Source organism: Acidilobus sp. 7A (genome assembly GCF_003431325.1).
Lineage (GTDB): Archaea > Thermoproteota > Thermoprotei_A > Sulfolobales > Acidilobaceae > Acidilobus.
In genome coordinates this window covers 546352-559303 of sequence record NZ_CP010515.1, presented here as the reverse complement: position 1 = coordinate 559303, position 12952 = coordinate 546352, and the positions used below count along the sequence as shown (strand labels likewise).

13 protein-coding genes are annotated in these 12952 nt (G+C 56.3%); 6 read left to right on the top strand and 7 right to left on the bottom strand.

Features of this window, described 5'->3' with window-relative positions; all coding sequences use genetic code 11:
- Positions 1 to 90 precede the first annotated feature (90 nt).
- Together SE86_RS02855 and SE86_RS02850 are read right to left on the bottom strand one after the other, a co-directional pair.
- On the bottom strand, positions 91 to 1818 hold the full coding sequence (locus SE86_RS02855) for a hypothetical protein (protein WP_117354194.1): 1728 nt from the start codon (positions 1816 to 1818) through the stop codon (positions 91 to 93).
- A gap of 63 nt (positions 1819 to 1881) precedes the next feature.
- Complete coding sequence (locus SE86_RS02850) at positions 1882 to 2469, bottom strand: tyrosine-type recombinase/integrase (protein WP_117354193.1); 588 nt, start codon at positions 2467 to 2469, stop codon at positions 1882 to 1884.
- Positions 2470 to 2705: 236 nt separating this feature from the next.
- On the opposite strand from SE86_RS02850, the gene dcd reads away from it, so the two are divergent.
- The 3 genes from dcd (at position 2706) to proS (ending at position 5277) form a co-directional block, all read left to right on the top strand.
- The gene (gene dcd, locus SE86_RS02845) at positions 2706 to 3239 is read left to right on the top strand and encodes a dCTP deaminase (RefSeq protein ID WP_117354192.1); all 534 of its coding nucleotides are present in this window, start codon (positions 2706 to 2708) and stop codon (positions 3237 to 3239) included.
- A gap of 104 nt (positions 3240 to 3343) precedes the next feature.
- Positions 3344 to 3754 carry a hypothetical protein gene (locus SE86_RS02840; protein WP_117354191.1) on the top strand — a complete coding sequence of 137 codons (411 nt, stop codon included), beginning with the start codon at positions 3344 to 3346 and terminating at the stop codon, positions 3752 to 3754.
- 74 nt (positions 3755 to 3828) lie between these two features.
- The gene (gene proS / locus SE86_RS02835; RefSeq protein WP_117354190.1) at positions 3829 to 5277 is read left to right on the top strand and encodes a proline--tRNA ligase; all 1449 of its coding nucleotides are present in this window, start codon (positions 3829 to 3831) and stop codon (positions 5275 to 5277) included.
- Between the two features lie 116 nt (positions 5278 to 5393).
- On the opposite strand, the gene SE86_RS02830 is transcribed toward proS, so the two are convergent.
- Positions 5394 to 6071: a protein-L-isoaspartate O-methyltransferase gene (locus tag SE86_RS02830; RefSeq protein WP_211096697.1), complete on the bottom strand. Its 678-nt coding sequence runs from the start codon at positions 6069 to 6071 to the stop codon at positions 5394 to 5396.
- Between the two features lie 112 nt (positions 6072 to 6183).
- On the opposite strand from SE86_RS02830, the gene SE86_RS02825 reads away from it, so the two are divergent.
- Positions 6184 to 6645: a DUF371 domain-containing protein gene (locus tag SE86_RS02825; RefSeq protein ID WP_117354188.1), complete on the top strand. Its 462-nt coding sequence runs from the start codon at positions 6184 to 6186 to the stop codon at positions 6643 to 6645.
- 98 nt (positions 6646 to 6743) lie between these two features.
- Positions 6744 to 8939, top strand: coding sequence for an elongation factor EF-2 (locus tag SE86_RS02820; RefSeq protein WP_212989743.1), 2196 nt, complete (start codon positions 6744 to 6746; stop codon positions 8937 to 8939).
- 170 nt (positions 8940 to 9109) lie between these two features.
- On the opposite strand, the gene SE86_RS02815 is transcribed toward SE86_RS02820, so the two are convergent.
- Positions 9110 to 9799: a hypothetical protein gene (locus tag SE86_RS02815; RefSeq protein WP_148666754.1), complete on the bottom strand. Its 690-nt coding sequence runs from the start codon at positions 9797 to 9799 to the stop codon at positions 9110 to 9112.
- A 73-nt stretch (positions 9800 to 9872) separates the two neighbouring features.
- On the opposite strand from SE86_RS02815, the gene SE86_RS02810 reads away from it, so the two are divergent.
- Positions 9873 to 10811 carry a polyprenyl synthetase family protein gene (locus SE86_RS02810; RefSeq protein WP_117354185.1) on the top strand — a complete coding sequence of 313 codons (939 nt, stop codon included), beginning with the start codon at positions 9873 to 9875 and terminating at the stop codon, positions 10809 to 10811.
- Between the two features lie 20 nt (positions 10812 to 10831).
- On the opposite strand, the gene SE86_RS02805 is transcribed toward SE86_RS02810, so the two are convergent.
- Genes SE86_RS02805 through SE86_RS02795 form a run of 3 tightly spaced genes read right to left on the bottom strand, consistent with a single transcriptional unit; the run spans position 10832 to position 12936 of the window.
- Positions 10832 to 11572 (bottom strand): ERCC4 domain-containing protein, encoded by a 741-nt coding sequence (locus SE86_RS02805; protein ID WP_117354184.1) that lies wholly within the window; start codon positions 11570 to 11572, stop codon positions 10832 to 10834.
- Positions 11569 to 12543: a DHH family phosphoesterase gene (locus tag SE86_RS02800; RefSeq protein ID WP_117354183.1), complete on the bottom strand. Its 975-nt coding sequence runs from the start codon at positions 12541 to 12543 to the stop codon at positions 11569 to 11571. Before SE86_RS02800 ends, SE86_RS02805 begins: the two co-directional genes overlap by 4 nt.
- Positions 12544 to 12555: 12 nt before the next feature.
- Positions 12556 to 12936, bottom strand: coding sequence for a prefoldin subunit beta (locus SE86_RS02795; protein ID WP_211096696.1), 381 nt, complete (start codon positions 12934 to 12936; stop codon positions 12556 to 12558).
- Between the last annotated feature and the right edge of the window lie 16 nt (positions 12937 to 12952).

The window sequence follows — 12952 nt, the reverse complement described above, 5'->3', positions numbered from 1 at the left end:
CTGAGGCCGAGGTTTAGAAGCTCATGCCAAAAAGGGAAAGCGAAGAAAAAGATTTTACTAGGGCGTTTAGGCGCCCCTTTAGCCTTCAGGCTATGAGCTCACGTTTATAAGTATCAGCTCCTTGGGCAGGGTGAAGCGCTGGCCGCTGACGGTATACACGGGGGTCAGGTTACTGTAGTATACGTTAACGGAATACGGGGGCGAGAAGTCGCTGGCTATTGTAATAGTGTTTACGCTCGCTGCCACTGAGGTTGTCGTGTACTGGAAGGCGCCGAGGAGATCCCCTATCACCTCTAAAACAGCGCCTGCCGCCTGTCCCCCTGGCACCACCATAAGACCCGTACCTATAGCCCACGCTATGGCAGAGCCCAGGTCAAGGCCTATGCCCAGGGGCGACTCGCCCCCGTTAACGGAGAGTTTCACGTAGGATATAGAGATTGAGTTGCCAGGGCTCACATTAGCGTAATGCGTCAGGTTAGTGGCGTAGTCCTCCCATATGACGGGCGCTGGCGTGTTGGGGAGAGGGCACGTGGAGTTCATGCCAAGCCCAAAGAAGTCGCCTGGGTCCTGCATGAGGACCTGCTGCTCGCTGGCCCACTCGCTCAGGTTAACGCACGGGTCGTAGGCCCGCCAATAATAGATCACGGGGGCCACTGCGCTGCTGTTCTTCACTGCCTTAAACTCCGTCAGCTGGAGGCCGAGGTACCAGTTCCCCGTCGGCCTGCTGGGACCGTACGGCCAGACGGTGAAATACTCCGTCCAGTTGACCAGCGCGACCTGGCCAACCATGTAGAGCTGGGCTATGTCATGAGTACTCGGTATGATTGTACTCGGTAGGGTTTCGACCCCTGTGCCGTTACTTTCTATGACCTCTCCTTCAGTCGTGAACGTGAACGTGGTCCCCAGCGCTGGGGAAAGCTGGCTGATAGCCTGGAACAGGTCCCCCACCTCAGCGTCCTTCATAGCTGCCTCGAACGCGCTGCCAGCTATCGTGAGGCCGTTTATACTGAACTGATTGACATACCAAGAGGCCACCGTTATACTTATGGTCGTATATGCATTGCCACTAACATCACTGGGCTGCGCTAAGGCAATGGCGAGGCTTATGGGGGCCATGCTCTCGTTGTTGGGGTACCAACCAATGACGTGAGGTGCCAGGTACCAAACGTAGCATGGTATGCCAGTGCGCGACCAACATATGAAATGCTCTATACTCGTAGTTGGCGTGGTGCTGACCGTCGTCGTTGTGGTCTGCCCTGGCGACGCCTCAGCGAGGCCCCTCGCGGCTGCCCCAGCTTCCTCGCCATTGGCCTTCAGGGGGGTTCCGTTCAGCAGCGTCCTGAAGGGGTGGCCCACCATAACGTTTATCACGGCCCCGCTGCCGCTGATCGGCAGGCTGAGGTTAAGGGGCTGGAAGGAGGGCTGGGTCAAAAGCTCAACGCTTCCGTTGGGCAGGGCTATGGGGTAAGAGACCCAAATTGTTATTGAGGGCTTAAAGGAGAATATGGCCGCCATGCCATAAGCATGTATCCAGTCCTCGGCCCAGCTGACTAACCTGCTCAGGTTTATCACGGCCTGCGGCCCAGTGCCGTTGAAGACGGGAATGAACTCTGTCCCGTTGGGGGTCGGGGCCCAGGCCCAGACTGAGAAGGAGGCGTTGGTGAGCTGGGTTGAGTCTCCGTCGCCCCCTATAGCGTATGCCCTTATTATGATTCTCCCCCTGTGGAACAGGCTAGGCACCAGGTAGGACAGCCCGGCGAGCAGCGAGGCTGAGACAACGATGATGAGGATGAGGGCCAGGGCCCTCTTGGTCCTCAAGAATGCCGCACCTTGAGCTAGTTTCTGCGCGAAAAGGTTAATATAGTTTTGCGGCCCTCTAAGTCAAGGCGCGCCCTGGCCTTCAACTGGCAAGGCGCCCCAGCCCCTGAGGCCAGCCAGGACCTCCTCAGCGAGCCTCACCTCAGTGTAGTGAAGGATGTGGTTGAGGGACCTGTGGCCAGTTATCTTGGCGACTATTGAGGGCGACACGCCCCTCTTCAGCATGTACGTAATGAAGGCGTACCTCAGGGCGTGAGTGTTAAAGCCGTAGGCCCTGCGGCAGTAGTCCGCGATATCGACCCTAGGCGCCTTGACCCTCGAGAGCCTCAGGCAGGCCTGCCTAAGGTAGTCCCTGCCCTGCGCGCCCCTAAGCTCCTCGGACAGCACCATGAGGCGCGTGTCGCCCTTGGCGTGCTTCTCTACGCGCACCCTCACGCTGTCAGCCCTGCCCTTGGCGTTACAGAACTCCTTGACGACCTCGATGGCTTCGCCTATGCGGCTGCCGTTACGCAGCTGAACCAAGAGGACTACGTCCCAGGGGCTGCCTGTCTTGTAGAGGTGGGCGAGTATCTCAGCGTAGGCCCTTCTGTACTCTACACACGAGCCCCAGCCGCGCCTAACGCAGGCCTCGCTGCCAGGCGTGGGGGCCACCTTCAGGCTTAACTTACGTTGACAGCATAAAGGGGGCTGAGGCGGCCTGGAGCGCCGAGGGGCACGGCATCAAGCTTAACTTATGGGCGAAGGTCTATCCTTTCTCACCCTGAACCTAAATGCGAGCCCTCCATCAAAGCATCATTACGACGCGTTTGCTTATCTGCTGCATTCAAAGTAATACCGAGTTAAGAGTGTTAGTAGCCAGTTCTGACAAAGAGGAGGCTGGGCAAACCTTGATACTCAGCGACAGGGACATTGAGATCCTCATAAAGGCAGGGGAGCTCTGGGTAGAGCCCCTTGAGGCTGACATAATAAGGGAGAACGGCCTCGACCTCAGGCTGGGGGGAGCCTACTGCGCCTTCGTCCACACTGACAAGGTCCTTGACCCCAGGTCCCCAGGCAACCCCTCTGACTTCTACGACTGCAGGGAGGCGGGCGATAGCTTTTTCATAGTGGAACCACACAAGCACTACCTCCTCCACACGCTCGAGTACATAAGGCTCCCGCCCTACGTGGCTGGCCTCGTGAACCTGAGGAGCACGTGGGCCAGGACAGGCATCTACATACCCAGCACGGTCGTTGACGCTGGCTTCGAGGGGCAGCTCACAATTGAGGTCATAGGCAGCGAGTTCCCCGTGAAGCTCTACGTCGGAGACAGGTTCCTCCACCTCGTGCTCGTTAAGATGGAGACGCCCTCAAGCAAGCCCTACAGCGGCAAGTACAAGGGACAGAGGGGGGTCAGGCTGCCGCAGTTCTTCACTTACTGAACTTTATTACTACTCATAGTAGTAATAAAGGAAGTTCGCCCGCTTTCTTTGAGCGTTCGTTTAATATACTCACTAGTTTCTATCAAGCTACCTGGGTAACGCATATGGCTGATAGGTCAAAGCTGTTTGAGGGCCTAGACTTCGTCCTGAGGGAGGCCTGGAGGAGACCTAAGTACCGGGCCATCATGGTCGCAGTAGCCGCTCTTGCTGTTCTCGCTGCCATAGCCTCCGGGGCCGCGCTAGCCCACGCTGCGAGCAGCTCCTCTGTCACGAGCGACCAAACGCCCTACGCATTTGCAGTACTTGGAAAAGCGATAGGTGCAGGCCTTGCGGTGGGGCTGGCAGGCATAGGAGGTGGCTATGCAGTTGGCGTAGCAGGGGCCGCAGCCGTCAGCGCCGTAGCTGAGAAGAGGGAGGTCTTTGGAACGGCCTTCCTCTTCGTGGTCCTCGGCGAGGGAATAGCCATCTACGGCCTGCTGATGGCAATAATAGTGGCCTTCGTCCTGCCGACCTAAACAGCAGCTTAAAGGGCGCTCTACTTTAAAACCTTCCCTCTCTTTTTCTCTCTGACGCAGCCAAGGTGAAAGGCTTGCCGGAGCCCCAGCGGAGGAGATGGCAGGAGAGGTTTTCAGAGTGGTTTGACTGGGTCCTCGAGAGGGCTGAGGTCTACGACTACGGCAGGTACCCCGTGAAGGGCATGGGCGTCTGGATGCCCTACGGCTTCAGCATCAGGAGGAACGTTCTAGAGCTGTTGAGGAGGCTACTCGACGAAACAGGCCATGATGAGGTCCTCTTCCCCCTGCTCATACCTGACTTCCTGCTTGCCAAGGAGGGGGAGCACATCAAGGGCTTTGAGGACGAGGTCTACTGGGTCACCCGCGGCGGCCTTGAGGAGCTTGACCAGAAGCTAGCGCTGAGGCCGACCAGCGAGACGCCTATAACATACTATGAGTCGCTCTGGATACAGAGCTACAAGCAGCTGCCCAGGAAGTTCTACCAGGTAGTCAGCGTCTTCAGGTATGAGACTAAAGCGACGCGCCCGCTCATCAGGGTCAGGGAGATAAGCATGTTCAAGGAGGCCCACACGGTGCACGAGAGCTTCGAGGACGCTGAGAGACAGGTTATGGAGGCCATAGATGTCTACAAGAAATTCTTCGACAGCCTAGGGATATCGTACGTAATATCAAGGAGGCCTGACTGGGATAAGTTTGCTGGTGCCCTCTACACAATAGCCTTCGACACTGTGCTGCCTGACGGCAGAACCCTTCAGATAGGCACGGTGCACAATCTTGGGCAGAACTTCACCAAGGCCTTCTCATTCAGGATACACACCAGGGACGAGAAGTATGACTACCCGTGGCAGACGAGCTATGGCGTGAGCGACAGGGTCGTGGCCACGCTAATAGCTGTTCATGGGGATGACATGGGGCTTGTCCTGCCCTCCAACATAGCCCCGACGCAGGCAATAATAATACCCATACCGTCTCAATCTGAAGACGAGATGAGGAAGGTCCTTGAGTACTCCCGCCGCGCCCTCTCAGCGTTACTCGAGGCTGGCATAAGAGCTAAGCTTGATGATCGCAGTGATACAACGCCTGGTGACAAGTATTACTACTGGGACGCTAAGGGCGTCCCTGTGAGGGTCGAGGTAGGGCCCAGGGAGGCCGCCAGTGAGACCCTGACGCTTGTGAGGAGGGACACCCTTAGAAGGACAAGCGTTCACCTCAGGGAGGCAGCCGAAGCCGTCAAGAAGCTCCTCAGCGAGATAGACTCCAACTTGGCTGAGAGGGCCAGGAAATTTATGAGCAGCCACATAACTCGCGCCTCAAGCATCGAGGAGGCCCGTAAGGCCATAGAGGAGAGGAAGGGCATCGTCGAGTTGCCATGGTGCGGCAGTGAGGAGTGCGCCAACAAGGTCATGCAGGAACTTAACGTCAAGACCCTCGGAACCCCGTGGCCTCCTGAGAGGGCTGAGGGCGTCTGCCCTGTGTGCGGTAGGCCAGCAGTGACATACATGAGGTACTCGCGCCAGTACTAGAAGCCTAACGTTGAGCGAGAGGCTCAGCGGGCTCCTTGTCCTCATGGCCCCGGAGGGGCTCGGCGTCCACCACACTGCATCACAGCATAGTTTACATGCCTTAAGCGGCCTAATAACTAACCTTGGTCCTGCCAGCCCTCCGCGCCTACTAGAGGGACGAAAATTACCTCCAGGTCGGCCTTCTCGTAGACCTGCCCGCCCTCCTTCTTAATTACTGTGAGCACCTGGCCCTCCTTGCCGCCGACCGGTATCACCATCACGCCATTTTCGGCCAGCTGTTCAACGAGGGGCCTAGGCACCCTGGGGGAGGCCGCTGTGACGAGTATCCTGTCGTAGGGCGCTGCCTGCCTGTAGCCGAGGCTGCCATCGCCAACTATGACTGTCACCCTGTCGCCATATCCAAGCTGTTTCAGGATAGCCTCAGCTCTGGCTGCCAGCTCCGGTACCCTCTCTATGGTCCACACGTGCCCCCTCTCGCCTGCTATTGTAGCCAGCACAGCGGCGCTGTAGCCCGAACCGGTGCCAACCTCAAGGACTCTCATGCCCTCTGAGAGCTCCAAGAGCTCAGTCATGTAAGCCGCTATACTAGGGGCGCTTATGGTTTGGCCGTGCCCTATAGGCAGCGGCCTGTCCTCATATGCCTTCCCTCTAAGGTCCTCAGGAACGAAGAGCTCCCTCGGCACCGTCAACATAGCCATCTCTACCATCTGGCTCCTGATGTATCCTCTGGCCTTCAGCTCACTTACCAGCCTCCTCCTGGCCTCCTCATAAGAGGCTTGCAATGAGGAAGGCACCGGCCCTCGCCATTAAATAGCCTCCTGCAGCCTAATTACCCTTTACTTGGCTAGAGAACGGCAGGCCTCGCCCTTTAGGGCGGGAGGATGTCAGTAAAGCTCTGGGGCCCGCGTGGAGGAGCTTCAGGGTCGCTGGTTCCACTTCACAGCTCATGGCCATGTAAACGTGACAGCTAGGCATAGGACTACGATAGAGATAACTACCGAAAGCCATCTGACGCCAAGAGGGGACTGCATAATAGGCGTGTCCTCAGAGGCCAGCGCCTCAAGCCTGCCCGAGTGGCTGAAGGAGGGGTTGAGGGACAGTAACAGTGTAATAGTTTTGTTGCTCTGCGCTGGGGGCCTGTGCGACTCCGTGCTTGGACGGGGTGACCCCCGAATAACCGCTGACAACGACGTCAAGATGATAGTCAGGAGGAGTGACTACGTTGAGAGCTCAACAATAATGATACGGAGCAGCAAGGCTGCTGCCGACCTTAATCGCGAGCTGGTGTCAAGGCTTGCCAAGGGGGAGCAACTACACGTCTTTATGACATACCTTAAGGTCGCGCAGCACGTTACCAACATTATTTAAAGAAGATCCTGCTTACTTTAAGAACTGTTTTTAACCCTCAATTGCGCACCTTACCTGCGAAGTAACTGGTGAACTTAGCTATGGGCGCACGAGTAAAGATGGTATCAGAGATAGAGAAGATAATGAACAATATAGAGCAAGTGAGGAACATAGGCGTCATAGCGCACGTCGACCACGGCAAGACCACGACCAGCGACGCCCTGCTCGCCGGGGCTGGAATAATATCAGAAAGGGTTGCTGGCGAGGCGCTAGCCCTAGACTACCTGAAGGTCGAGAAGGAGAGGCAGATGACCGTCAAGGCTGCTAATGCGAGCCTGTACCACGAGTACAACGGTAAGGGTTACGTCATAAACCTGATAGACACCCCTGGGCACATAGACTTCACTGGCATGGTAACCAGAAGCCTGAGGGTGCTTGACGGGGCTATTGTCGTAGTCGACGCCGCTGAGGGCGTCATGACCCAGACGGAGACCGTGCTGAGGCAGGCGCTTGAGGAGAGGGTCAGGCCTGTTCTCTTCATAAATAAGATAGACAGACTTATAAAGGAGCTCAGGTTGACGCCCTCGCAGCTCCAGGATAGGCTTGTTGAGATAATAAAGGACGTCAACAACATCATTGACATGTACGCTGAGCCGGAGTTCAAGGACAAGTGGAAGCTCAATCCCGCGACTGGTAACGTGGCCTTCGGAAGCGCTAAGGACCAGTGGGGCATAACTGTCCCCATAGCCTCTAAGAAAGGCATAAACTTCCAGCAGATAATAGACGCCTACTCCAGCGATGACAAGGACAAGGTAGCGGCCCTGGTTAAGAAGGCGCCGCTTCACGAGGCCCTGCTGGACATGGCGGTTAAGTTTGTACCAAACCCGAAGGAGGCCCAGAGGTACAGGATACCCAAGATATGGAAGGGCGACATCAACAGCGACATTGGCAAAGCCATGCTTGAGGCAGACCCCAACGGGCCTACAGTATTCTATGTGAATGCCATACATGTTGAGAAGGCCGGCCTGGTGGCAACCGGGAGGGTGTTTTCAGGCACCCTCGAGCCCGGCAGGGAGCTCTACGTGGTGTCCCAGGACACGTCAGGTAAGGTGCTCCAGGTAAGCCTCTACATGGGTCCCTTCAGGGAGCTCACACAGAGGGTGACGGCAGGCAACATAGCAGCCATGATGGGGATAGAGAACCTGAGGGCCGGCGAGACCCTGGTCGAGAGCCAGTACAAGTCGCAGGCGGCCCCGTTTGAGCAGCTGCACTACATAGCTGAGCCCGTCGTTACTATAGCCATAGAGCCGGCCAAGGTCCAGGACCTGCCGAAGCTTGTCGACTCACTGAGGAAGCTAACCATAGAGGACCCGAACCTCGTAGCAAAGATAAACGAGGAGACTGGTGAGTACCTGCTCTCTGGCATGGGTCAGCTCCACCTTGAGATAGCGCTCTGGATGTTGAAGGAGCTCTACGGCCTTGAGGTTAAGGCGAGCCAGCCCATTATAGTCTACAGGGAGTCCGTAAGGGAGAAGAGCCAGGTGTTTGAGGGCAAGAGCCCCAACAAGCACAACAGGTTCTACATAAGCGTTGAGCCGCTCAACGAGGAGACCATAGATCTCATACACAGGGGCGTTGTGAGAGAGGACCAGGACGCCAGGGATAGGGCCAAGATACTGAGGGACCAGGCCAGCTGGGACTACGACGAGGCCAGGAGGATCTGGGCCATAGATGAGAACATAAATGTCTTTGTAGACATGACTACTGGAGTCCAGTACCTCAAGGACGTCAAGGACACCATACTTGGAGGCTTCAGGATAGCCACCAAGGAGGGTCCCTTAGCCGCTGAGCCCGTCAGGGGAGTTAAGGTAGTTCTTCACGACGCCGAGGTGCACGAGGATCCTGTCCACAGGGGTCCAGGACAGATATATCCGGCCGTGAGGAACGCCATATGGGCTGGCATACTCACGTCGCGCCCCACCCTGCTTGAGCCTATACAGAAGCTTGACATAAGGATACCCATGGATTACCTCAGCGTTGTATCCACAGTCATAGTGAAGAAGCGCGGAAGAATAATTGACGTTGAGAACACACCTATGGGAACTAGGGTCCTGGCTGAGATACCTGTCGCTGAGAGCTTCGACCTGGCAGCAGAGCTAAGGGGCTCCACAGCCGGCAAGGCCCTCTGGGGCACCGAGTTCAGTAGGTGGGCTCCAGTGCCTGACTCTATGCTCGACGACCTCATAAAGAAGATAAGGGAGAGGAAGGGCCTGCCACCCAAGCCGCCGAGCCTATCAGACCTGTTAGGACCTTAAGCCTATGGGCCTGGGCGTCTTTCGTGCCTTTAAGGCCCAGTGCACCCCCCCCTTAGAAGCCCCTCTTATTAGTTCTTGGCTACGTTACGCGCATTAACTGCCGAAGGCCAGGAGCGACCCACCTATCAGGGCATAGCCTATCGAAGCCTAAAGTCCCATGCGTACAGTCCTTAGACTAAGTTGACTCTGACGAACTTGACGCTGTTAAGACCCCCCAGGGTCCCCTCTTTCGCTTTTAGCAGGTCCTCCTCATCAAGTAACCCAACCCTATACATTATAGCTGCGCACGCATCCTCAGTAACCGCTGCCACCATAAGCCCCCTGTCCATCATTAGTTCAAGGCCGCTCTCTACGTCCTTCCTTGAGAGGCCGCAGTGGCCCGCTGGGTGCGTGTGGACTAAGGCTGGCACCGACCTTACCCCTGGCAACGACGCCCTAAATTTCTCGCCTTCAAATACAAGGGCTTCTCCGTCTTCCGTGTAAACTATCATGTACTCAACGCCGCTCTCGGCAGTCCTCTTTGCAAGTCTGCTATAGAGGCTGAAGTAATCAAGGCTGAGCACCTTAATGGGGAGCCTTTCATAGAGCTCCCTGATTGCTATTAAGCCTTCCCTGCCCTCTGTGAAGAACACTTTGACTCCCCTGTACACTAATTCCTTTGGTTCTACACGCGCTAGCTTTAGGTGGACCTCTAGGAGCCCCCTTTTCATGCCCTCCTTCAGGTGGTTCTCATCAAGCACCTCAGAGGTTACCATCGCTGTTAATGGATCCTCGCAGTTGCTCTCGACAACATCTATAATTAGAGAGGCCAGGCCCAACAGCAGGGATCCATCCGTTGTTGTCAGCCATTGTTCTTTCATTCGCGCTGCCATTGATTTTTAAGAGGCTTTATTTATAAAGTTGCGCGCCCCCAAACAAGGTGGAGGCGTCGCAGTGAGCCAGCAGCCTTCTGCTGAAGAGAGCAGGGCCATACTGGACAAGTGGAGCAGGGTGAGGTCAGAGATAGAGCCAAGGCTGGATGCGATAGTATCCAAGCTCGAGATGGCAGGGGTTGAGGGACTAGCATCATACATAGTTAAGGGCGGCAAGATGTTCAGAGGCTTCATGACCGTGCTCTTCGCTGAGGCCGTGGGAGGAGATCCCAAGAAGGCCGAGGACGCTGCCATAGCCATAGAGCTGGTGCAGGGGGCCAGCCTGGCACTTGACGATATAGTAGACAAGGACGCTCAGAGGAGGGGAGGACCGTCAGCCTGGATCCTTTATGGCATTGGCAAGAGCGCCATGGTATCCCTGCTGCTCGTGCCCACTGCCCTCAAGCTAGTTGAGCGTTATGGTCCTCTAGCCCTCAGCTACAGCATCTCAGCGTGGGAGTCAATAGTGAGGGGCGAGATAATGGATGCCTACTCAGCCTTAAGCATTAAGCCTGCTGAGTACCTGACGCTAGCTTCCCTTAAGACTGGCAGCCTCTTCTCGCTGGCCGCAGCCCTGGGCGTCATAGCTGGCGGGCACGAGGACCTGGCCGAGGGCGCGTGGAACTATGGCAACAGTGTTGGGACGGCTTACCAGGTGGCTGATGATATAACTGACTTCGCTAACTACCTCAGGGGGGCAAAGCAGAAGCTTGACCCCAGCGAGAAGCTCTTCGTTGAGTGGGCCAGGAGCGAGCTTAACGCTCGCGACGACACCGAAATTGTTTGGCAGGGCATCAGGTACCTACACGACCTGGTTGAGAAATCTACCAAGGTCTTAGGTTTCCTTCCTCCAAGCCAAGCCAGCAAGATGATAGCTGTTATACCGACCTTCATAATATCCAAGATGTTAGAGTCCGCAGGCCTTTCCTTCGATGAAGGAGCTGTCAACCTGAAAGCGTGAGGCTTAGTGAACCCTTAGCTTCACCTCTCCTCGTCCTTAGGTCTACCAGCAGGCCTGTCGTAGAACTCGTCCAATGTAGTCCTCTTGACGCCTGACTTAAACGGGGCTTTCAGAAGCTCCTTTATCCTCGTAGCCTTAGCTTCCCCGACGCCCTCAACGGCGGCCAACTCTGCTAAGCTCGCGTTGAAGAATGCCTCAAGCGAGCCGAACTTCTCAAGTATCCTCTCTGCAGTCTTAGCACCAATGCCTGGGAACGACTCAACAACGTAGAGCTGCCACTCCCTGAGCGACTGCATCGACGGCTTCTTATTTATGACTACAGGCCCTGACGCCCCCCTATTACCATATTTGGAGGCTATAGATGCCAGGTACTCAGCCGTCTGCCTTGGCCCCTCGCTCCAGAGTATTTTCGCATCATATCTTGTGACAAGTGAAGCCAAGGCCCCTATTAGCTGCCTCTCCTTATCGCTCCAGAACCTGAGCTCCCTGAAGAAGTCGCCCTCTATTATGTAGAGCACCTCGCTGTAAGTGCCCCTGATGCGAGAGGCCTGGTCAAAGAGCCTCCCGTCGAACAGCGAGGAGATGAAGTCAGCCGCGCTCTTCCTCTCAAAAGCAACGTCAGGTGGCACTAGGTAGTCCCCCTCTGGCAGCTGCTTCCTGATCACGATGACGTTCATAGACTCAAGTAGCTTTGGTATACCTGAGGCCTCCTCCCTCGTGTCGGCGTATATTCTAGGCCTCCTCTGCCCAGGGCTGCTCATTGATGACCACCGCACACGCCGCTGACATAGTTAAGCGCAAGCCCAAGCAGCTTCTCCGGCTGCGCAGGGCTACTAAGCCTCGCAACGGCCGCCCCTTCATGACCCCCACCCTCGCCGCCAAGTCTTTCAGCAATGTATGACGCCAGGCCTGAAGCGCTGAGCCCCGCCTCAAGGGAGCGTCTAGAGAGCCTTATTGAGGCCCTGCTTTCGTTTACCACTAACGCAACATCGGCGCCCACTGAGACCAGCGTCCTGGCCACGTCAGCCTCAAACGACCCAACGCTGCTAACCGCGACAACCAGCTTACCATTGCACGTAATACTGACCTGGGACCTCGAGAGCCCTTTGAGCTTGGCGACCCTTCTGTCGATGGGCTCCTCAGCACCATTCCCTCTAATCAGCTTCACAGCCAGGCCATAGTCACCGCCCATCTCGATTAGGGTCACTATTGACTTAAAGGTGCTCAGCCTGGCCCTCTCAAGGAAAGAGGTCTCCTCTAGCAGCGCCGCGAGCGCAAAGGTGGCCTCAGATGGGCTTATGGAGCCCTTAGAGAGCAGCGGGACTAGCAGCTCCACGCACGAGGGTGACTCCTTATCTGCCACCAGCGCGCTCGCCAGCCTATGAAGACTCCCAGGCTCATGATGATCTATTACAATTGTCTTATGCCCCTTGAGCTCCTCCTCGCTCAGGCCGAGCTGAGAGACGTTGCTCGCGTCAACCGCTATCAGCACGTCCTTGTTATCGAGACTGTCGCAGAGCGGCAGTTCAATAACGAGAGCGCTGAGAAGATCCCTGGCGCGCCTGCTGAGGCCCTCCTTCGCGTAGACGCAGCAGCTCCTTGCTGACCTTGCGATTAACCTGCATGCCAACAGCGCTGAGGCCACGGCATCCAGGTCAGCGTTGCCATGAACTAGGACCTCAGCATTAGCCCCTTCTACTAGCGCGAGGACGTCCCTGGGGCTAGCGTACAAAAGGCCCAGCCCTCAGGACCCTGCCTGTCCTGCTGTCTTTCCTAACGACGTGCCCTGAAGCATCCTCTGAAGGTCACTTGCAACCTTGTCTAGCTCCTCCTTGACAAGGTTCTCCTGGTTCTTCAGGGCCTTTATCTTCAGCTCAAGGCTCTCCTTGCGGTCCTGGAGCTCCTTTAGCAGGTCACCCTTTGTTGACTTCACAAGCACGAAGCCCGCCATCTTGTATACCTCAGCCCCGTCAGAGAGACCGTTAAGGACCTCTATGACCTTCTCTATCTCTCCAAGGGAGGACTCCGCCGCCAGCCTCTGCTGCACAATAGCGTTGTAGGTGTCCCTCAGCTGCAGGTACTTGTTATACTTGACCTCCGCCTCAGGCGGCACCCTCTCTGCCACTTCGCACACCTATGGT

What these genes read in the sequence shown, in the direction of transcription:
- SE86_RS02820 (WP_212989743.1), top strand. Translation starts at nt 6,744, where the DNA reads ATGGTATCAGAGATAGAGAAGATAATGAACAATATAGAGCAAGTGAGG.
- SE86_RS02805 (WP_117354184.1), bottom strand. Translation starts at nt 11,572, where the DNA reads ATGAGCAGCCCTGGGCAGAGGAGGCCTAGAATATACGCCGACACGAGG.
- SE86_RS02840 (WP_117354191.1), top strand. Translation starts at nt 3,344, where the DNA reads ATGGCTGATAGGTCAAAGCTGTTTGAGGGCCTAGACTTCGTCCTGAGG.
- SE86_RS02815 (WP_148666754.1), bottom strand. Translation starts at nt 9,799, where the DNA reads ATGAAAGAACAATGGCTGACAACAACGGATGGATCCCTGCTGTTGGGC.